At 48.1% G+C, this 18,597-nt stretch carries 21 protein-coding genes; 7 read left to right on the top strand and 14 right to left on the bottom strand.

Annotated elements, in window-relative coordinates; translation table 11 throughout:
- Positions 1 to 82 precede the first annotated feature (82 nt).
- The 9 genes from AC438_RS13815 to AC438_RS13775 form a co-directional block, all read right to left on the bottom strand.
- Positions 83 to 352 (bottom strand): FtsB family cell division protein, encoded by a 270-nt coding sequence (locus tag AC438_RS13815; protein ID WP_053981855.1) that lies wholly within the window; start codon positions 350 to 352, stop codon positions 83 to 85.
- Positions 353 to 647: 295 nt separating this feature from the next.
- Positions 648 to 1,940 carry a phosphopyruvate hydratase gene (eno, locus tag AC438_RS13810; RefSeq protein WP_053981854.1) on the bottom strand — a complete coding sequence of 431 codons (1,293 nt, stop codon included), beginning with the start codon at positions 1,938 to 1,940 and terminating at the stop codon, positions 648 to 650.
- 90 nt (positions 1,941 to 2,030) lie between these two features.
- A complete protein-coding gene (gene kdsA / locus AC438_RS13805; RefSeq protein WP_053981853.1) occupies positions 2,031 to 2,885 on the bottom strand; it encodes a 3-deoxy-8-phosphooctulonate synthase in 855 nt (284 codons plus the stop codon).
- The gene (locus AC438_RS13800; protein ID WP_053981852.1) at positions 2,885 to 4,522 is read right to left on the bottom strand and encodes a CTP synthase; all 1,638 of its coding nucleotides are present in this window, start codon (positions 4,520 to 4,522) and stop codon (positions 2,885 to 2,887) included. Before AC438_RS13800 ends, kdsA begins: the two co-directional genes overlap by 1 nt.
- Positions 4,523 to 4,837: 315 nt before the next feature.
- Positions 4,838 to 5,377, bottom strand: coding sequence for a GNAT family N-acetyltransferase (locus AC438_RS13795; protein ID WP_053981851.1), 540 nt, complete (start codon positions 5,375 to 5,377; stop codon positions 4,838 to 4,840).
- Positions 5,378 to 6,355, bottom strand: coding sequence for a lipoyl synthase (lipA, locus tag AC438_RS13790; protein ID WP_053981850.1), 978 nt, complete (start codon positions 6,353 to 6,355; stop codon positions 5,378 to 5,380).
- Between the two features lie 92 nt (positions 6,356 to 6,447).
- Complete coding sequence (lipB, locus tag AC438_RS13785; RefSeq protein WP_053981849.1) at positions 6,448 to 7,128, bottom strand: lipoyl(octanoyl) transferase LipB; 681 nt, start codon at positions 7,126 to 7,128, stop codon at positions 6,448 to 6,450.
- A complete protein-coding gene (locus AC438_RS13780; protein WP_053981848.1) occupies positions 7,128 to 7,403 on the bottom strand; it encodes a YbeD family protein in 276 nt (91 codons plus the stop codon). Before AC438_RS13780 ends, lipB begins: the two co-directional genes overlap by 1 nt.
- Positions 7,400 to 8,623, bottom strand: coding sequence for a D-alanyl-D-alanine carboxypeptidase family protein (locus AC438_RS13775; protein WP_238376401.1), 1,224 nt, complete (start codon positions 8,621 to 8,623; stop codon positions 7,400 to 7,402). Before AC438_RS13775 ends, AC438_RS13780 begins: the two co-directional genes overlap by 4 nt.
- A 518-nt stretch (positions 8,624 to 9,141) precedes the next feature.
- Here AC438_RS13775 and lexA point away from each other — a divergent pair.
- Positions 9,142 to 9,744, top strand: a complete 603-nt coding sequence (gene lexA, locus AC438_RS13770; protein WP_053981847.1) for a transcriptional repressor LexA — start codon at positions 9,142 to 9,144, stop codon at positions 9,742 to 9,744.
- A 4-nt stretch (positions 9,745 to 9,748) separates the two neighbouring features.
- Positions 9,749 to 10,171, top strand: a complete 423-nt coding sequence (locus AC438_RS13765) for a hypothetical protein (protein WP_053981846.1) — start codon at positions 9,749 to 9,751, stop codon at positions 10,169 to 10,171.
- A gap of 191 nt (positions 10,172 to 10,362) precedes the next feature.
- Here the strand turns inward: AC438_RS13765 and hisF are convergent, their stop codons facing one another.
- From hisF to hisB, 4 genes are read right to left on the bottom strand one after another with little or no spacing between them, the layout of a single operon-like run.
- A complete protein-coding gene (hisF, locus tag AC438_RS13760) occupies positions 10,363 to 11,136 on the bottom strand; it encodes an imidazole glycerol phosphate synthase subunit HisF (RefSeq protein WP_053981845.1) in 774 nt (257 codons plus the stop codon).
- Between the two features lie 2 nt (positions 11,137 to 11,138).
- Positions 11,139 to 11,882, bottom strand: coding sequence for a 1-(5-phosphoribosyl)-5-[(5-phosphoribosylamino)methylideneamino]imidazole-4-carboxamide isomerase (gene hisA, locus AC438_RS13755; RefSeq protein ID WP_053981844.1), 744 nt, complete (start codon positions 11,880 to 11,882; stop codon positions 11,139 to 11,141).
- A 45-nt stretch (positions 11,883 to 11,927) separates the two neighbouring features.
- Positions 11,928 to 12,605 (bottom strand): imidazole glycerol phosphate synthase subunit HisH, encoded by a 678-nt coding sequence (hisH, locus tag AC438_RS13750; protein ID WP_053981843.1) that lies wholly within the window; start codon positions 12,603 to 12,605, stop codon positions 11,928 to 11,930.
- Between the two features lie 53 nt (positions 12,606 to 12,658).
- Positions 12,659 to 13,252, bottom strand: coding sequence for an imidazoleglycerol-phosphate dehydratase HisB (gene hisB / locus AC438_RS13745; RefSeq protein WP_053981842.1), 594 nt, complete (start codon positions 13,250 to 13,252; stop codon positions 12,659 to 12,661).
- Between the two features lie 141 nt (positions 13,253 to 13,393).
- Here hisB and AC438_RS13740 point away from each other — a divergent pair, with 141 nt between their 5' ends.
- Complete coding sequence (locus AC438_RS13740; RefSeq protein ID WP_162230749.1) at positions 13,394 to 13,846, top strand: thioredoxin family protein; 453 nt, start codon at positions 13,394 to 13,396, stop codon at positions 13,844 to 13,846.
- Between the two features lie 187 nt (positions 13,847 to 14,033).
- Positions 14,034 to 14,999, top strand: a complete 966-nt coding sequence (glk, locus tag AC438_RS13735) for a glucokinase (protein WP_053981840.1) — start codon at positions 14,034 to 14,036, stop codon at positions 14,997 to 14,999.
- Positions 15,000 to 15,007: 8 nt separating this feature from the next.
- Here glk and AC438_RS13730 read toward each other — a convergent pair whose 3' ends face one another.
- The gene (locus tag AC438_RS13730) at positions 15,008 to 15,298 is read right to left on the bottom strand and encodes a hypothetical protein (protein WP_053981839.1); all 291 of its coding nucleotides are present in this window, start codon (positions 15,296 to 15,298) and stop codon (positions 15,008 to 15,010) included.
- Position 15,299: 1 nt separating this feature from the next.
- Between AC438_RS13730 and AC438_RS13725 the strand changes: the two genes are divergently transcribed.
- From AC438_RS13725 to AC438_RS13715, 3 genes are read left to right on the top strand one after another with little or no spacing between them, the layout of a single operon-like run.
- On the top strand, positions 15,300 to 16,622 hold the full coding sequence (locus tag AC438_RS13725) for a glycosyltransferase family 4 protein (RefSeq protein WP_053981838.1): 1,323 nt from the start codon (positions 15,300 to 15,302) through the stop codon (positions 16,620 to 16,622).
- Positions 16,622 to 17,455, top strand: a complete 834-nt coding sequence (locus tag AC438_RS13720) for a class I SAM-dependent methyltransferase (protein ID WP_082354175.1) — start codon at positions 16,622 to 16,624, stop codon at positions 17,453 to 17,455. Before AC438_RS13725 ends, AC438_RS13720 begins: the two co-directional genes overlap by 1 nt.
- Positions 17,448 to 18,497, top strand: coding sequence for a prenyltransferase/squalene oxidase repeat-containing protein (locus AC438_RS13715; RefSeq protein WP_053981837.1), 1,050 nt, complete (start codon positions 17,448 to 17,450; stop codon positions 18,495 to 18,497). Before AC438_RS13720 ends, AC438_RS13715 begins: the two co-directional genes overlap by 8 nt.
- The last annotated feature ends 100 nt before the right edge of the window (positions 18,498 to 18,597 follow it).

Here is an 18,597-nt window from a genome sequence, read left to right as displayed (position 1 = left end):
ACCTATCAATTAAGGCTGACTCGCGTGACTCACTAGCGACAAAAATACTTTAGTGACAAAGATACTAAAGTTGCGACAACTGTTATTGCGCAAACATATAGAAGGTTTCACCTTCTTTAATCATACCAAGCTGTGTTCTGGCCTTTTCTTCAATCATTAACGAGCCATTTTTTAGCGCTAACACCTCAGCAAATAACACGCGGTTACGCTCTTCGAGAATATCAACTTGTGCTTGTTGCTTAGCCATGTCGCGCTTTAATGACACCAAATGCCCCAAACTCCCTTCGCCAGCCCACAAGCGCAGCTGTAACCCTAGCATCAAAAAGATTAATATCAGTAATAATTTATTCATAATCCACGTCGCTAAGCCACAGTCTATATGGACACTATTATTAGGCACAACTAGGCGCTCAAATGCATAACCGATAACCCATCAGCACACTATAGATGCTATTGACCATCGGGCTAAATAATGCGTAATATTACTTAATAGTAGCAAATGACAGCCTTTCAATAGAAGCGCCACTTAACAAAAGCATCACTTTGCCAGCGCGTCACTGTTGAGCTGTACTGTGATATCCGGCGATGATTATGCCCTAAAGCAAAAAGGGCCGCTTAGCGGCCCTTTGCGACAATGAAAACAACACTTACACGCGTTTGAATTCGGCCAAACCACGGTAAGGGGCTTGTTCGCCAAGTTCTGCTTCAATACGCAATAAGCGATTATATTTAGCCACACGATCAGAGCGCGACAAAGAGCCTGTTTTTATTTGGCCAGCCGCTGTTGCCACGGCCAAGTCGGCAATAAAAGTATCTTCTGTTTCGCCGGAGCGATGAGAAATCACCGCGGTATAACCAGCCTCTTTTGCCATTTTAATTGCATCCAAGGTTTCGCTCAAAGAACCAATCTGGTTGAACTTAATCAAAATAGAATTAGCAATTTTCTTATCAATACCTTCTTTTAAAATTTTGGTATTAGTGACAAACAGATCGTCACCGACTAGTTGGGTTTTTTCACCAGTTTTTACGGTTAAGTCAGCCCAACCATCCCAGTCACTCTCATCCATACCATCTTCGATCGATAAGATAGGAAAGCGCTCTGTTAAACCTTTTAAATAATCTGCAAACTCAGAGGCGTTGAATTTTTTACCTTCACCGGCCAAGTCATAGACACCGTCTTTATAAAACTCAGAAGCAGCGCAATCCAATGCCAAAGTCACGTCTTTACCTAACTCATAGCCAGCGTTAGCTACGGCTTCCGCAATCGCCTCTAAAGCACCTTCATTGGACGGTAAGTTAGGTGCAAAACCCCCTTCATCGCCAACGGCTGTATTTAAACCACGGCCTGACAATACTTTTTTTAGTGCATGAAAAATTTCAGCACCTACGCGCAATGCTTCGGCAAATGTTGGTGCCGCAACAGGCTGAACCATAAACTCTTGAATGTCTACATTATTGTCGGCGTGCTCACCGCCATTCACAATGTTCATCATGGGGACAGGCATGCTGTATTGCCCTGGCGTGCCATTAATATCAGCAATGTGTGCATATAAGGGCACTTTTTTAGCGATTGATGCCGCTTTAGCCGCTGCCAAAGAAACCGCCAAAATAGCATTGGCGCCTAACTTTTCTTTGTTTTCCGTACCATCGGCATCTAACATGATTTGATCAAGTTCACGCTGAGCAGTGACATCTTTACCCATCAATAAGGGCTTAATCATATCATTCACATTGGCAACAGCCTTTAACACGCCCTTACCCAAGTAACGGCTTTTGTCGCCATCACGCAACTCTAATGCTTCGCGAGAACCCGTAGAAGCGCCAGAAGGTGCGCTCGCAGCACCCACCGCACCACACGCCAAAACAACTTCAGCCATCACGGTTGGGTTACCGCGTGAATCTAAAATTTCAAAACCTTTAATGTCAACAATGTTACTCATTAGAGCAAGTCTCCGTTCGTTGTGGGTAAATCTATGGGTCAATCTTATGGGGTATTCGCCGTCAACAGCCATTCAATCATGACTACGCCATCAATCAATCACCAAGGGCTCTTGCGATTTAATTAGATCATCAAGGGCTTTAATTTGCGCCAAAAAAGGCGCTAGCTTCTCTAGAGGCAAAGCACTTGGGCCATCGCATTTAGCCGCATCAGGGTTAGGATGTGCCTCTAAAAACAAACCGGCCAAGCCCACCGCCATGCCTGCGCGCGCCAGCTCAGCCGTTTGGCTACGCCGCCCACCCGAAGCCGCACCAAAGGGATCGCGACACTGTAGCGAATGAGTAACATCGAAAATAATCGGCGCTTGAGCACAGCTGTCTTTCATCGTTTTAAAACCCAGCATATCGACGACGAGATTGTCATACCCCATACAGCTGCCGCGCTCGCATAAAATAATCTTCTCGTTGCCGCACTCGGCAAATTTCTCGACAATATTGACCATTTGGCCAGCACTCAAGAACTGTGGTTTTTTAACGTTAATCACCGCGCCGGTTTTAGCCATTGCCTCAACCAAGTCGGTTTGACGAGCTAAAAAAGCGGGTAATTGAATCACATCGCACACTTCGGCAACCGGTTGTGCTTGATACACCTCGTGAACATCGGTAATGACCGGCACCTTAAAGGTTTCTTTCACTTCTTGAAAGATTTTTAAGCCTTCTTCCATGCCAGGACCACGATACGAGTGTACCGAAGAGCGATTAGCCTTATCAAATGACGCCTTAAAAACGTAAGGGATACCCAATTTTTGAGTCACCTCTACGTAAGCCTCAGCCGTTTGCATGGCTAAATCACGCGACTCCAACACATTCATGCCACCAAATAATACAAACGGTAGATCATTGGCTACCGAAATATCTTGGACTTTTATGATTTTGCTCGCGGTCATTACTGGTTGCCTTTCGCAGCGCGGTGCGCAAGCGCCGCTTGAATATAGCTAGTAAATAGAGGGTGGCCATCGCGCGGCGTCGAGGTAAATTCGGGGTGGAACTGACACGCCACAAACCACGGATGATCAGGGATTTCAACCACTTCAACCAACGCATCATCGGCTGACCAGCCGCCCACTTTTAAGCCCGCTTGACGCAACTGATCAATAAAATGATTATTCACTTCATAGCGATGACGGTGGCGCTCCACAATTACATCTTCGCCGTAAATAGCGCGCGTTCGGCTTTCTTTTTCTAAGCGACACTCTTGTGCACCTAGGCGCATACTACCACCGAGGTCGCTGCTTTCGTCGCGTGTTTCGGTATCGCCAGCGGCAGTCACCCACTCGGTAATTAAGCCAATCACTGGGTGCTTGGTCTTGGTATCAAATTCGGTACTGTTGGCATCTTCCCAGCCGACAACATTGCGGGCAAATTCAATCACCGCCGTTTGCATACCCAAGCAAATACCTAAATAAGGAATACCGTTTTCACGAGCATGACGCACCGCCATTAATTTACCTTCTAAGCCACGGCGGCCAAAACCGCCAGGCACTAAGATGGCATCAACGTTATCGAGTAATCCCAAACCTTTTTCTTCGACATCTTCGGCGTTAATATATAACACATTAACTTTAGTTTTGGTGTGTATGCCGGCATGGCTTAACGATTCATTGAGCGACTTATAGGCATCTAACAACTCCATATACTTACCGACCATCGCAATAGTCACTTCGTGTACGGGGTTAAGTTTACGCTCAGCGACCCAATCCCACTCAGCTAAGTGAGCCGGCTCTGCGGTTAAACCAAATTTATCTAATAGTATTTGATCAAGGTGATAGCTTTGCAAGTGATGCGGAATGGAATAAATCGTTTCCACGTCGGGTAAAGGAACAACCGCTTTTTGTGCTACATTGGTAAAGAGTGCTATTTTGCGCAACGAGTCATCGTCAATCAGCGTTTCTGAACGGCATAACAACACATCAGGCTGCAAACCAATAGAGCGAAGCTCTTTAACAGAGTGCTGAGTAGGCTTTGTTTTGGTCTCGCCTGCGGTAGCGATATAAGGCACTAAAGTTAAATGCATTAATGCACAGCGCTGACTACCCAGCTCTACAACCAATTGGCGAACAGACTCCAAAAAGGGTTGTGACTCAATATCGCCCACCGTACCGCCAATTTCGACCATTGCAACATCATAGCCCGCACCACCGGCCATAATACGACGCTTAATTTCGTCAGTAATATGCGGAATAACTTGTACCGTCCCACCGAGATAGTCTCCGCGACGCTCTTTACGTAAAACAGTCTCGTAGACTCGGCCTGTGGTAAAGTTATTTTTGCGTGTCATATTGGAGCGAATAAAGCGCTCATAGTGCCCTAAATCCAAATCGGTTTCGGCACCATCTTCTGTAACAAAGACTTCACCATGCTGAAAAGGGCTCATGGTGCCTGGGTCAACATTGATATAAGGATCGAGCTTAAGGATGGTCACTTTTAGGCCGCGCGCTTCAAGCACTGCAGCTAAAGATGCAGACGCAATACCTTTACCCAATGACGAAACAACGCCACCGGTAACAAATACAAATCGAGTCATTAGACGCCTTGTGATAGTCGGGTCGCTTGTTGTGCACAAGCATAAATTAACGGGTTGCCTCGATCAGCCGGTCTATAGCAATGATGCTGTAAACACAAGACACAATCAGACTGTGAGACAAAAATAGCGAAGCGTATACTTTCAATGGGCCTTACCTTCTGCCTAGCCGATAAACACTGGTAAAAGGCAAAGCAAAATAGACCACAAAAAGCGCCCGCTTGGATGGGACGGCAGATTACCAGATTTAGCTTAGCGCCTCAATTGATTGCATCGAATATTCCCATGCAATATTGCATTCACGCTCGGCCATACCTACTAACTGAGCTGTTTTTTCAAAACCGCAATCGGAGTGACTGCCACCGCTGTGCCGCCCCTCGGTTTAATGAGACATTCACGCCAACCTTTACTGGTGTAGTAGGCTTTAGACGATTGCGTATACAAATACATTTCCATGTGCCCCAAGTCGCGCGCTTGAGCCTCAACAGCCTGCAGTAATGCGCTACCAATACCTAATCCACGCGCCGTAGGGGTTACAAATAAATTACTCAACCATAGCGCATGATTGAGCTCAAGCGAAGCCAAAGGGCTCGCGCTCGCTAAACGCGCCATACTGACGCAACCCAATACAGGTTGCGTATCGCTTTTGCTCTCTTTGGCTATCAGTGTTAACGGAACGGCCGAGGGCGCTAAATGCTCCTGCAATTGAATACGCCTCAAGCCATAAGCTTCAGCGGGATTTTGAATGGTATTTTTACGCTGCTTAAGCCATTCAGCGTGCAGCCACAACAGTACAGTATCTAGCTGCTCTGGCTCCTCGCGCAAATCAAAACAATAGCCCTGCCAGCGCCTGTGCAATTACGTAATCTCTTCGCCATGCGCTTGCTTATCTGCATGATAAGAAGAGCGCACCAGGGGGCCGCACGCGGCATGCTTAAAGCCTAACGACTTTGCGTAAGCCGCATATTCATCAAACTCGGCCGGTTCCACATAGCGCTTGACGGGCAAGTGATCGCGCGATGGCGACAAATACTGCCCAATCGTTAGCATATCAATATCATAGTCACGCATTGTTTTGAGCACATCAAAGATTTCTTCTTTGGTTTCACCAAGCCCTACCATTAACCCTGACTTAGTCAACACATCAGGGCGTAATGCTTTATATTTTTTTAGTAGCTCTAAAGACCACTGGTAATTCGCACCTGGTCGCGCCTCACGGTAAAGCCTTGGCACTGTTTCCAAGTTGTGATTAAACACATCCGGCGGCTCAGCAGCCAAAATGTCTAACGCAACATCCATACGCCCTCTGAAATCAGGCGTTAATATTTCCATTTGAATATTGGGCGATAAGATACGCGCCTCACGAATACAGTCGGCAAAGTGTCCTGCACCACCATCGCGCAGATCATCGCGATCAACGGATGTAATCACGACATACTTTAATGCCATATCTGCAATAGCACGCGCCAAATTAACAGGCTCTTCGGTATCGAGTGGGTTAGGCTTACCGTGGCCTACGTCGCAAAAAGGGCAGCGGCGCGTACAGATATCACCCATAATCATAAAGGTGGCCGTGCCGCCACTAAAGCATTCGCTCAAGTTAGGGCAGTTGGCTTCTTCACACACCGTTGAAAGCTTGTTTTTGCGGAGCATGCTTTTAATGCGCTGCACTTCAGGTGAGGCCGGTATGCGCACACGAATCCAATCGGGCTTACGCAAAGGCGCATCGGACGCAATCACCTTCACAGGGATCCGCTCAACTTTATCAGCATCGCGGAGCTTTTCACCTTGGGCAATACGGCGGGTGCGCTTTACGGGGTCAAACTGTTCGGTCATATCTACCTCTAACTCTGGTCATTGCCAGTATTAACAATCATTGCTTTAGGCTGTAGTCAGGCTGCCAGCACTTTGGCAAAATATACGGTGGTTCACACAGCGTACGCTTGTAACTGAGCCAGCAAACAAGCCACGTACTGCTTTTTAATACGCTCAAAAAACGCAGCGGGTGCAAGCGTTGAGTCATGCGGTAAAACATCGACAATTTGGGTCATGGGCATCGCGGCATAACCACAAGGGTTGATACCCAAAAAAGGCGACAAGTCCATCGCAACATTAATGCCCACACCGTGAAAGCTGCACCCCCCTCGCACCCTCAGACCCAATGAGGCTATCTTGGCATCAGCCACATACACACCCGGCGCATCGGCTTTAGCCGCAGCATCAATACCCAACTCAGCCAAACACGCAACCACGCTGTTTTCAATTTTAGTCACCAACTCGCGCACTCCGAGTTTTTTACGCTTTAAATCAAGGAGCGGGTAAACCACTAGCTGGCCCGGACCATGATAAGTGACTTGCCCACCCCTATCGGTTTGAACAACAGGAATTGCTCGTGTGGAAGGGCTGTTGAGAATATGCTCAGGCTTGCCAGCTTGTCCCTGAGTATAAACAGGCAAGTGTTCGACACACCATATCTCATCCTGCGTATCTGCATCGCGCTGAGCGGTAAAATCGCGCATCGCTGACCATACTTGACTGTATTCCATCACCCCTAAGTCTTTGACGATGGCGGGTGTGCGCACGAGGTTATCACTTGACAACTCTGCCATCACAACACCATTTTAACAAAGCTAAGATCTTTAAGCTCTGCGTGCAAGCGCTTAAGTTGCGGCTCGCCGGTGGCGACTATTTTGACCGTTAAAGAACTAAAGCGGCCATTGCGACTAGCGTTTAGAGGTGCCGGTTTACCGCAAATATCGGCATGCTTCAACAGCACCGCCAGCACCTCTTTTTCGAATTCTACAAATGCATCCCCTAACACTTTAATTGGGTAATCCGGACACGGAAACTCAATCAACGGACGCGGTCCATTCTCTACACTCATGCCAATAAACCCTGAATCAATAATATTAAACTGTCCCACAAACGCGCCAAAAAGCCCGCCTGCTCTACATCGTGCAACGCCACTAATTCGCCGCGGTATAAAACATCACCATTAAAGGCAATAGACAACTTGCCCATCACCTCCCCCTCTTTAATGGGGGCTTTGATTGTTTTTGCGACCTCAGTGGTTAGCTCGAGTTTATCTTCGCTGCCACGCGGTACAGTTAAGGTGAGGTCCTCTTGCACACCTAAAGCGAGCGTATCCGTTAAGCCCTGCCAAATATGACTGTCTATAAGTGACTGATCAGCCTTAACCACCGTGTGAGTGGTATAATATCTAAAGCCATAAGATAGAAGCTTTTGCGACTCGACAGCACGCGCCTCTTTTGAGCGAGTGCCCAAAACGACGGAAATCAAGCGCATTCCTTCTTTTTTAGCTGTAGCAACCAAACAATAGCCCGCCGCTTCAGTGTGGCCTGTTTTTAACCCATCAACACTGGCATCGCGGAACAATAAGCTATTGCGGTTATCCTGTTTAATACCGTTGTAGGTAAAGCTTTTTTCGGCATAAATACCATAGTGCTCTGGGTGATCATTAATGGTTGCTTGCGCCAATAACGCCAAATCGTTTGCAGTGGTTAAATGCCCTTCTGCAGGCCAGCCGGTGGCGTTCATAAAATGCGTGTTTTGCATACCCAGTAACGTAGCCGTTTGATTCATCACATCGGCGAAAGCCCCTTCACTACCAGCAATATGCTGCGCCAACGCAATAGAGGCATCATTACCCGATTGAATAATGACACCACGCAGCAAATCAATCACATCGACTTCGCTACGCGGCTTTAAAAACATGGTCGAACCACCACTCGAGGTGCCGCCTCGACGCCATGCATCATCAGTCACATAAACCTTGTCTTGCTCACCTAGCTCACCACGTACAATCTCTTCCGAGACAATATAGCTAGTCATAATTTTAGTGAGACTCGCCGGCGGTAGTTGCTCATCGGCATTTTGCGCAACCAAGATATGGCCAGTATTAGCATCCATAAGAACGTAGGCTTTCGCAGCCACCTGCGGAGGCTTAGGAATAATAATAGTGCGCGCGGCAGCGTGCTGTACGCTACCTACAGCACCGACACAAAAAACAAAGGCACCCAAGATCGCTTTGCACCGTACACTGTTTACAATCATGCTTTTTAAAATCATATTTTTTAAAATCATGGCTAGCTTTAGCATCCGCTGTTAAAAGCGCACAATTATAACAGCTTTACACATTAGCGATGGCGCGATTAAGCCGTCATAAAGCATTTTCTGACTCACTCCAGCTCGCGCAAGGCAAGATATACACTCAACTCAGAGCCCTGAGCGACCTTGAATGTGAATGCCTCTGTATCACAGGCGCTTAAAGTTGTATAAAAAATCCAAAAATGGCAATGTTGGGCTAAATTTATCAGCATGAGTCCACTAGACTCGTAATCGCTATTAATAGAACGCTAGCCATAATAACCTGAATAAACAAAAATCTTATAGGCGGCAATTCTTATTCAACCAGCCTTTACAATAGAACCAGGATATTTGAGCCGCTTCGAGTATTTAACCTATAGTTCGAGTATTTAACCTATAGCACGCAAGTACTGCTTTTTTTGAGCTCACCGCTTGCCATGTGAGTTTTTCTGTATACAATAAAATACTGTATAGCTAACCAGTACCCCTATTCATACTCTTACACGGGAGAGACCATGCGAAAACTCACCGCAAGGCAACAGCAAGTTTTTGATGTTATTAAAAGCCACATGGAAGAGACCGGCTGCCCGCCAACCCGTGTTGAGCTAGCCAACATACTCGGCTTTCGCTCGGCCAATGCCGCAGAGGAGCACATTAAAGCACTCGCACGTAAAGGGGCTATTGAGATTATTGAAGGTGCCTCACGTGGTATACGCTTACCCGAAGAAGCCCGAGGCATTCCCATTGTAGGCCGTGTAGCCGCGGGCAACCCTATACTGGCGCAAGAACATATTGAAGATTATGCCGCTATACCGCAGTCGTTTTTTAAGCCTTCGGCCGACTACCTTCTTGAGGTAAAGGGCATGAGCATGAAAAATGCAGGGATTCTAGATGGTGACTTGCTGGCGGTACGCGAGGCAAAAACAGCCAAAAACAACGATATTGTGGTCGCACGCATTGATGACGAAGTCACGGTTAAACGCTACCGGCGCGAAGGAAATTGCGCCACGATTCAGCTACTCCCCGAAAACCCAACCTTTGATGTCATAGAAGTCGATTTACGTGATAGCCAATTTGCCATAGAAGGCATAAGTGTAGGCGTCATTCGCCGAGGATAATATTATGCAGGCTCTTTTACTCTCTGGCAGCCCATCGACTCAAAACCGCCAAGGCTATATTAGTGAAATCATCGTTGCGGGCAATGCACTAAATCACACCCAAACTGATATCACGTTTGCAATGCTGGCGCACCTTAGCCATCAATACAAAAAGCCAGAAAGCGCAGGGCAATGGCTAACCTGGATATGCCCCACCGGCCTTGGAAAAGAAGCCTTACAGCGATTTGATTTTGATGTGCTAGGCTTGCGTATTTTGCAGCCTAAGCAAGCGCCCGAAATACCCCGATTAATGGAAAGAGCACTCGCCGCAGGTAACAGTCATACAGTCGTTGTACACTGTCAAGCTATTAGCCACAAGCGACTGGCTAGGTTAGAACGTGCGGCATCTCAGGGGCGATGCAATGGCTTGATTATTCGCCCTCAGTAGCGCATATACAAAAGCCCTGTAAAGCACCTAGCATATTGCAATGATACTTGTTATATGCATTTTTGAGTAGGTTATCAGTGCCACATAGCAGTGATTTAACACTGACAAACCTCTAAGGTAAGCACCCCCCACATACTCAGGCTGCCATTACTGGATGTGCGGGGGTGTTTTTTTGAAATACTCAACTCTCACTAAAGCCGCACTTCAATACCGCGCTCAGCCATATACTGCTTCGCCTGGGGCACGGTATATTCACCAAAGTGGAAAATACTCGCCGCCAACACAGCGTCAGCCCCACCGCGCTCAACGCCATCGACTAGATGCTGCAAATTACCCACACCGCCACTCGCAATCACCGGCACGCTCACCGCATCACTGATAGCACGCGTGACACCCAAGTCAAAGCCTTGCTTAACACCGTCGTTATCCATACTGGTTAATAAAATCTCACCAGCGCCCAGCTCAACCATTTTTACACCCCACGCCACTGCATCAATGCCAGTAGGTTTGCGACCACCATGGGTAAATATTTCCCAGCGCGCCGCCTCATTGGGGCCACTGACTTTTTTGGCATCAATCGCCACAACAATGCATTGCGAACCGAATTTATCCGCCGCTTGCTGCACAAAATCAGGATTAAACACGGCCGCCGAGTTAATACTCACTTTATCGGCCCCTGCATTCAGCATATTGCGAATATCCACTACCGTGCGGATACCACCGCCAACGGTCAAGGGAATAAATACCTCTGAGGCAATAGCCTCAACCGTATGAATAGTAGTATCGCGCGCTTCATGGCTGGCAGTAATATCAAGAAAAGTGATTTCATCTGCACCTTGCTGATTGTATTTTTTCGCAATTTCAACGGGGTCGCCAGCGTCGCGAATGTCAAGAAATTGCACGCCTTTCACCACGCGGCCTTTATCAACATCTAAACAAGGAATAATGCGCTTTGCCAATGCCATAATTAGCCCGCCTTCTGATCACATAACATTTGCGCTTGCGCTAAATCTAACGTGTCTTCATATATAGCGCGACCAGTAATTGCACCGCAGATACCAGCACCCTCGTGACTGGCCGCCAATAATGCACTAATGTCATTGATATCCGTAATGCCGCCAGATGCGACAACCGGCAAGCTAGAAGCCTTAGCCATAGCCACCGTAGCTTCAACATTCACGCCTTGCATCATGCCATCGCGATCAATGTCAGTATATACAATGCTACTCACGCCATCTTGTTCAAAACGCTTAGCCAGCTCGGTCGCTTTCATATCAGACACCTCTGCCCAACCATCGGTAGCGACTAAGCCTTTTTTGGCGTCAAGACCCACAATGACATGACCGGCAAACGCCTTACACATATCGGTTACAAACTGGGGTTCCTTGACCGCTTTAGTACCAATAATGACATACTGAACACCCGCGTTTAAATAGTACTCAATAGTCTCGGCACTGCGAATGCCGCCACCGATTTGAATAGGAAGATGGGGATAGGCTTTTGAAATTTCAGTCACCACATCGCCATTAACAGGCTCACCGGCAAACGCACCATTAAGATCAACCAAGTGCAGTCGACGCGCACCTTGATCCACCCATTTTTTGGCCATACTCACAGGGTCGTCAGAGAACACCGTCGAGTCCTCCATTACGCCTTTACGCAAACGCACACATTTACCGTCTTTTAAATCGATCGCCGGAATAATTAACATTTTGATACCTTACACATTACGCCTGCCGAAAGCAGGCTAAAATCATTAAAATTTGCCATCCCATTCGGCAAAGTTTTTAAGCAGCTGCAAACCATTGGTATGGCTTTTTTCAGGGTGAAACTGCGCGGCAAAGACATTGTTTTGGGCAATAGCGGCGACAAAGTTGTGGCCGTAATGGCTTTGCCCTACCACCAAGTCGCTCTGCGGTGTCTGCACATAGTAGCTGTGCACAAAATAAAATCGCCCTTCGTCGTCTATATCGTGCCATAACGGGTGCGCTTGCTTTTGCTGCACTTGGTTCCAACCCATATGCGGCACTTTTAAACGCTCACCACTGTGCGAGCTTTCGTCACATATAAGGTTAAACCCTGGCGTACTCGCAAAGCCTTTCACCTCGCCCTCAAAGGCGCTAAGGCACTCGACACCGCCATTTTCTTCACTACTTTGCATTAGCGCTTGCAGCCCTACACAAATAGCCAACACCGGCTTACCCGAAGCCATTTCACGGGCAACAGCCTTGTCAAATCCACGATGTTTAATCTCAGCAACACAATCACGTATTGCACCGACCCCTGGAAATATCACACGATCAGCTTGGGCGATCGCTTGACTATCAGAAGTTACAATGACATCAGCCCTTGGCGCCACGTGCCTTACAGCACTAGCCACCGAGTGCAAATTCCCCATACCATAATCAATAATGGCAACTTGTGTACTACTCATTGGGCACTCTCATTAAAATTATCATCTATCGCGTATCACATACCACGCGGTTATTAGAGGGTTCCTTTAGTGGAGGGCATCGTATTCCCCATGCGCTCATCCACCTCTAACGCCATCCGTAATGCACGGCCAAATGCTTTAAAAACTGTCTCGGCTTGGTGATGGGCATTGTGCCCACGCAAGCAATCAATATGCACTGTCACTTTGGCATGATTGACAAAACCCTGAAAAAACTCCCAGAATAGCTCAGTATCAAAAGTGCCTATGCGCTTTTGTGTGAATGGGATATTCATGATCAGGCCTGGACGCCCAGAAAAATCAATCACTACACGTGATAGTGCCTCATCTAAGGGCACATAAGCATGGCCATAGCGATAAATCCCGCGTTTGTCACCCACGGCTTTATCAATAGCCTGGCCTATCGTAATACCAATATCTTCAACAGTATGATGGTCGTCAATATGTGTATCGCCCTTACAAAAAACCTCCAGATCAACCATGCCGTGGCGCGCAATTTGATCCATCATATGCTCTAAAAAAGGTACACCGGTATCAAAAACACCGGCCCCCTTTCCATCAAGGTTCAATGCAACGCTAATTTGAGTTTCAAGGGTATCTCGCTTAACACTCGCCGTACGGTCGGCCATGCTGACTCCAAAATAGTGATCTAAAATGATTAAAAGGGCACGATTATAGCGCTAGAGCCAGTCGCTGTCTTGAGTGTTTCACTAGAACTCTTTTGAAAACACCTTGTCTTGTACCTACGGAACTACATGCAAGGGTTATTTATGATCTCTCAAAAACGCCTCAAGAAAGAAATTCTCTCCTTTTTGCTTATGCTCGTCTTTGGTGCGAGCTTTTATTTTGGCATCCAAGCCCTGCAAAACTACAATGGTAAGCGCGCCTTTGCGAGCACGGGCTTAACGCCGCTCACCTTAGCAGAGGCCAAAACTAAAGCCGCCAAAGAGGGCAAGCCCGTTTTAGCTGACCTTTCCGCTTTTTGGTGTGGTTACTGCGTTAAGCTCGACAGAACAGTATTCAGTCAAGCTCGCGTCAAAGCACTGATAGATACGCATTATGTCTACGCACGTATTGACTCCGAGTCCGATGAAGCAGCCGGTTTTATGCAGCGCTACAACGCCACAGGTTATCCCACCTTAGTCATTATTCAGCCCGACGGTCGCTTAATTAAAAAACTGGATATCACCTTCGAGCCAGAGGCGTTTATTAGCCAACTCTAACGCGCACCTCAAGCCGCCTCCAAGCTGTTGCGTGCGCCATAAGGAATCAACGCTAACGACTCACTTGACACCGTGCATTCGTATGCACGCTTGCACGCTTTACAGGGTTTCTCTAGAGTGTCCCCTTTATATCGCGGTAACGGCATGTTTTGCTGTGCGACAAACCCCTACCTATAGAGAGTCCATCATGTACCCATATGTTGTCGCCGATATCGGCGGAACCAATGCCCGCTTTGCCCTTGTTACCGGCAAAAAAAGCAACCTCTACACCCTTGAGCATGTACACATTTTAAAAGGTCAAGATTACTCTAGCTTTGAAGAGGCCTTACGCGCTTACCTGGCATTGGTTGATGTTAAACCTACCGCCATGTGCGCCGCCATTGCAGGGCCTGTATTAGGTGACTACATCCAAATGACCAACTTGTCATGGGGGTTTTCGTGCAAAGCTGTCGCCGAGCAGTTTGGTTTTGAGGCGTTCACTGCCATGAACGATTTTGCCGCAGTCGCTGCAGGCATCCCTTTAATGGGCGAAGATGACTTAACCACCTTGAAAACCGGTGCCCCTAAAGCAGGCGCAAACAAAGCTGTCTTTGGCCCGGGTACAGGCTTAGGCGTTGCCGGCGTCATCAATCATAACCATCAATGGCTACCTAATCCCTGTGAAGGCGGCCATATCAATATTGCTCCGAGTTCCGCATTCGAAGCGGAGGTGATTAAAGCGGCGATCGGTCATTTAGGGCATGTTTCTGCCGAAGCCTTTCTTTCAGGCCCCGGTCTTGTGAACCTCTACAAAGCTATTTGTGAAGTAGAAGGCAGTACACCCTATGCCTATGAACCTAGTGATATTTCCACCAAAGCTATCGACGGTAGCGATGCCACCTGCGTAACCACTCTAGAGACTTTTTGTAGTTTTTTAGGCAGCTTTGCTGGCAACCTAGCGCTCACTTATGGCGCAACAGGGGGCATTTATCTCGCCGGTGGAATTTTGCCACGCTTTACCGGCTTTGTACTCAACAGTGACTTTGCCGCCAAATTTGCTCACAAAGGCCCTATGAGCCCCTATGTCGAGAATATTCCTGCTTATTTGGTCACACACAACGAGCTGGCATTTAACGGCGCAGCCGCTTGGCTAGAGCAACAGCTCAAGGCATAGTGAGCAATTTAAAATAACGCGACCAAGGCTTGGCATGTCCGTAACGCTAATAATGACTTTGGCAAGGTCACCGTTAAATCGGTCGCTGACCACAAATAGCCGTCAAGCCAAACAGCAGTGGAGTCACACAAGATATCCACTGTTGTTTTTAAGCTCGCATCGCATTTCACAGCACAAAAGCAGGTAAGTTCGCGCAATTGGCGTCCAAAGCCACCTTCAAATTCATTAGTCGCCGCATTGTGCCCCACAACAGCTAAAGGGCCAGTATAATCGTCAGCTTTTGTTTGATGGATACTCAACGTGCCAAATCAAGGGCAAGCCTCGCAATACAATGTCACTCCAACGTTTAAACCTTTACGCATCGCACTCGTGGGGTACCGCAGCGCCCCGCATGTAGGCGGGCAAGGCATTTATATACGCCACTTAGCCACCGCACTCAAAGCCTTAGGGCACCATGTGAGTGTTATTTCTGGCCCTCCGTACCCCGCACTGCCTAGCCATATCCCGCTAATTGCATTACCGAGCCTAAATCTCTATGAGCATCACAACCCACTTATCGCATTGCGCCCTAAACACTTTAAGCATCTAAGTGACTTGTACGAATGGTGGGGGAAAATGACTGGGCATTTTGCTGAACCCTACAGCTTTGGTCGCAGGCTAGCGCAATACCTTAAAGTGCATCGCCAAGATTACGATATTATTCACGACAACCAAACCTTGTGCTATAGCTTACTCAAGCTCCCCTTACCCGTAGTTGCAACGGTACACCACCCGATTACCCGCGATCGTGATCACGCGATCGAGACCGCCAAAAATAGATGGCATCGCTGGGGTACTCGACGGTGGTACAGCTTTTTAAAGATGCAACAAAAAGTCACCAAGCAACTGCCCAGTGTGGTGACCGTATCATCATCGTCGCAACAAGATATTGAAGCGTGCTTTGGTCGACCGAGCCAGCAAACACAGGTAATCTTTAATGGCATTGATACCGCTTTTTTTTCACCGCAACAATACCGTGTTAAGCGCGAGCAAGAACTCTTAGCCACCTGCTCATCTGATCAGCCGGTCAAAGGCTTTAGCGTGCTACTTGATGCCTACGCACAATTGCTTAAAAGTAAGCCTACACTGCTACTTAAAGTGATCGGCAAGCTCAACCCCAAAGGCGCTAACGCGCAAAAACTCAAAGCCTTAGGGCTAGAAAACAAAGTTCAGTTTGTTAGCGGCCTGAGCGACAAAGATATGGTCATTGCCTATAACAAAGCGACCGTTTTTGTATGCCCATCACTGTATGAAGGTTTTGGCTTGCCTATTGCCGAAGCTATGAGCTGCGCAACAGCGGTTGTCACGAGTGATGGTGGCGCATTAGCTGAAGTTGCTGGCGACGCCGCCTTAGTCGTACCTGCGGGCAATCCCAAGGCGCTCGCGCACGCAATTGCGCAAGCACTTGATGACGAAACACTGCGTCATACCCTCGAACAAAAGGGCCGCGCACGGGCTGTAGAAATGTTTTGCTGGCACAGCGTCGCCAAACAATACGCCGCGCTTTATCATCAAACTATCGCAGCACAAACAGCCGCATCCACACAATCTAGTACACCACCAACACACACGGAGCAACACTAGTGGAAACGATCAACATCGGTGCACTGACGCTCCCTCAAAACGCTAAAGTCCTGGATTTAGGCTGCGGCGAAGGCCGGCACTGCCACGCACTGGCTTGGCATCACCCGCACTGCCAAGTGGTTGGGGTTGACCTCAATCCACGCAATCTACGCATAGCACAAACGCGAGGCCAGGCCTTTTTTAGTGCGCAAAATCTCACCGCCGACATCAGCTATCCCTGTGCCGACGGCACCCAATTACCGTTTAGCGACGCTAGCTTTGATGCCGTTATCTGTTCCGAAGTGCTCGAGCATATTCCAGATTATCAGGCCTTTTTAGCCGAAATAAACCGCATTATCAAACCCAAGGGTTTGTTCTTGGCCAGCGTACCTCGGGCGTGGCCCGAGCGCATTTGCTGGGCACTCAGCGCACCTTATCACGAGGTAGAAGGCGGGCACGTGCGCATTTTTAATGGGAAAAAACTAGCCAATACCATTCAGCAACTGGGCTTTACACAAACCCAGCGCTACTATGCTCACGCACTCCACAGTCCCTACTGGTGGCTGCGGTGTTTATTTTGGCGCTGGGGCGAAGACGCTTGGCCGTGCCGCATGTACCATAAATTATTAGTCTGGGACCTCATCAAAAAGCCCAAATTCACACGCGTACTCGAGCAATGCTTAAACCCTGTCATGGGCAAGAGCGTTGTGTGGCACTTTATTAAATCATCACCTACGCCCCGATCACCTACGCCCCAATCAACGACGACTTCATCGACGATTGCATCACCCGCCAACACCTTACCTAATGGCTCAAAATACGAAAAGAACACTAAGGACGCGCACCTTGCTTAAGCTTGCCAGCCCACCACTCGATTTAACACTTACGGCCCACTACATCAAAAGCCTGCAGCGATCAGACGGCGCCATTTTATGGAACACCAACGATAAACTCGACCCCTGGGACCACGTAGAGGCCGCTATGGGGTTGACCGTAGCAGGCCACCACCGCGAGGCCAAAAGCGCTTATCTATGGCTTGCTAACAATCAACTCGATGACGGCAGCTGGCACGCGACTTACTTTCTACCTGCCAACCCCTCTGCTCACCAACAAGCCCAGGCGCATAGCGGTAAAGAAACCAATTTTATCGCTTATGTAGCGACCGGTGTTTGGCATTATTTTTTAGCCACAAACGATCGTGATTTTTTAACGCAGCTATTTCCTGTTATACAAAAAGCGTTGAATTTTGTCCTGCGATTCCAAACACCTTTTGGTGAAATTTGCTGGGCCGTTGATAAACACAACAACCCCGAACCCGATGCTTTAGTGACCGCTTGCAGCTCCATTGCGCGATCTCTAGAGTGTGGTATTTTAGCTGCGCAAGCCCTAGGGCAAGACTGCGCGCCCTGGCAAACCGCGTGGCAGGCACTGACCACAGCACTCACCACAAAGCCTGAGCGCTTTGATCGCACATGGCCCAGTAAGCAGCGCTTCGCCATGGACTGGTATTACCCCATTTTAGCCGGGCTATACACACCGCAAGATGCACAAGCCATACTGGCTAGGCGCTGGCAAGAGTTTGTAGAACCTAAACTAGGCTGCCGATGTGTGAGCGATGAGCCATGGGTCACGATGGCCGAAACCAGCGAGCTGGTTATGGCATTAGTCGCCGCCAACGACCTTCAAACAGCCAAAACACTCTTTGCAACCTTGCCTCAATGGCAGCAAGCCGATGGCGGTTTTATCACCGGCTATGTCTTTAAAGATGACCTTATATGGCCAGATGACAAAACCAGTTGGACAGCCGGTGCCGTATTGCTCGCAGCCGATGCAATTTTTAAACTAACGCCGGCTGCACATATTTTTACTCAAGCAGGCAGTGCTCATACTCGCTAACACACAGCGTTTACTTTATTGGTATTGAGCTTCTTAGTCGTTTCAATGCGACCTTACGTAATAATTGGCGTGTTGTGATCTAAAACAACTCAAGGACTTG

The sequence above is a fragment of the Marinagarivorans algicola genome (assembly GCF_001292705.1).
Taxonomy (GTDB): domain Bacteria; phylum Pseudomonadota; class Gammaproteobacteria; order Pseudomonadales; family Cellvibrionaceae; genus Marinagarivorans; species Marinagarivorans algicola.
The sequence above is the reverse complement of the archived record's forward strand: the minus strand, read 5'-3'. Positions and strand labels throughout refer to the sequence as shown.

What these genes read in the sequence shown, in the direction of transcription:
- lipB (WP_053981849.1), bottom strand. Translation starts at nt 7,128, where the DNA reads ATGGCAGAGTTGTCAAGTGATAACCTCGTGCGCACACCCGCCATCGTC.
- AC438_RS13740 (WP_162230749.1), top strand. Translation starts at nt 13,394, where the DNA reads ATGATCTCTCAAAAACGCCTCAAGAAAGAAATTCTCTCCTTTTTGCTT.
- hisH (WP_053981843.1), bottom strand. Translation starts at nt 12,605, where the DNA reads ATGAGTAGTACACAAGTTGCCATTATTGATTATGGTATGGGGAATTTG.
- kdsA (WP_053981853.1), bottom strand. Translation starts at nt 2,885, where the DNA reads ATGACCGCGAGCAAAATCATAAAAGTCCAAGATATTTCGGTAGCCAAT.
- AC438_RS13815 (WP_053981855.1), bottom strand. Translation starts at nt 352, where the DNA reads ATGAATAAATTATTACTGATATTAATCTTTTTGATGCTAGGGTTACAG.
- hisA (WP_053981844.1), bottom strand. Translation starts at nt 11,882, where the DNA reads ATGTTAATTATTCCGGCGATCGATTTAAAAGACGGTAAATGTGTGCGT.
- AC438_RS13780 (WP_053981848.1), bottom strand. Translation starts at nt 7,403, where the DNA reads ATGAGTGTAGAGAATGGACCGCGTCCGTTGATTGAGTTTCCGTGTCCG.
- eno (WP_053981854.1), bottom strand. Translation starts at nt 1,940, where the DNA reads ATGAGTAACATTGTTGACATTAAAGGTTTTGAAATTTTAGATTCACGC.
- lexA (WP_053981847.1), top strand. Translation starts at nt 9,142, where the DNA reads ATGCGAAAACTCACCGCAAGGCAACAGCAAGTTTTTGATGTTATTAAA.
- hisF (WP_053981845.1), bottom strand. Translation starts at nt 11,136, where the DNA reads ATGGCATTGGCAAAGCGCATTATTCCTTGTTTAGATGTTGATAAAGGC.
- AC438_RS13775 (WP_238376401.1), bottom strand. Translation starts at nt 8,623, where the DNA reads ATGATTTTAAAAAATATGATTTTAAAAAGCATGATTGTAAACAGTGTA.
- lipA (WP_053981850.1), bottom strand. Translation starts at nt 6,355, where the DNA reads ATGACCGAACAGTTTGACCCCGTAAAGCGCACCCGCCGTATTGCCCAA.
- glk (WP_053981840.1), top strand. Translation starts at nt 14,034, where the DNA reads ATGTACCCATATGTTGTCGCCGATATCGGCGGAACCAATGCCCGCTTT.
- AC438_RS13800 (WP_053981852.1), bottom strand. Translation starts at nt 4,522, where the DNA reads ATGACTCGATTTGTATTTGTTACCGGTGGCGTTGTTTCGTCATTGGGT.
- hisB (WP_053981842.1), bottom strand. Translation starts at nt 13,252, where the DNA reads ATGGCCGACCGTACGGCGAGTGTTAAGCGAGATACCCTTGAAACTCAA.
- AC438_RS13765 (WP_053981846.1), top strand. Translation starts at nt 9,749, where the DNA reads ATGCAGGCTCTTTTACTCTCTGGCAGCCCATCGACTCAAAACCGCCAA.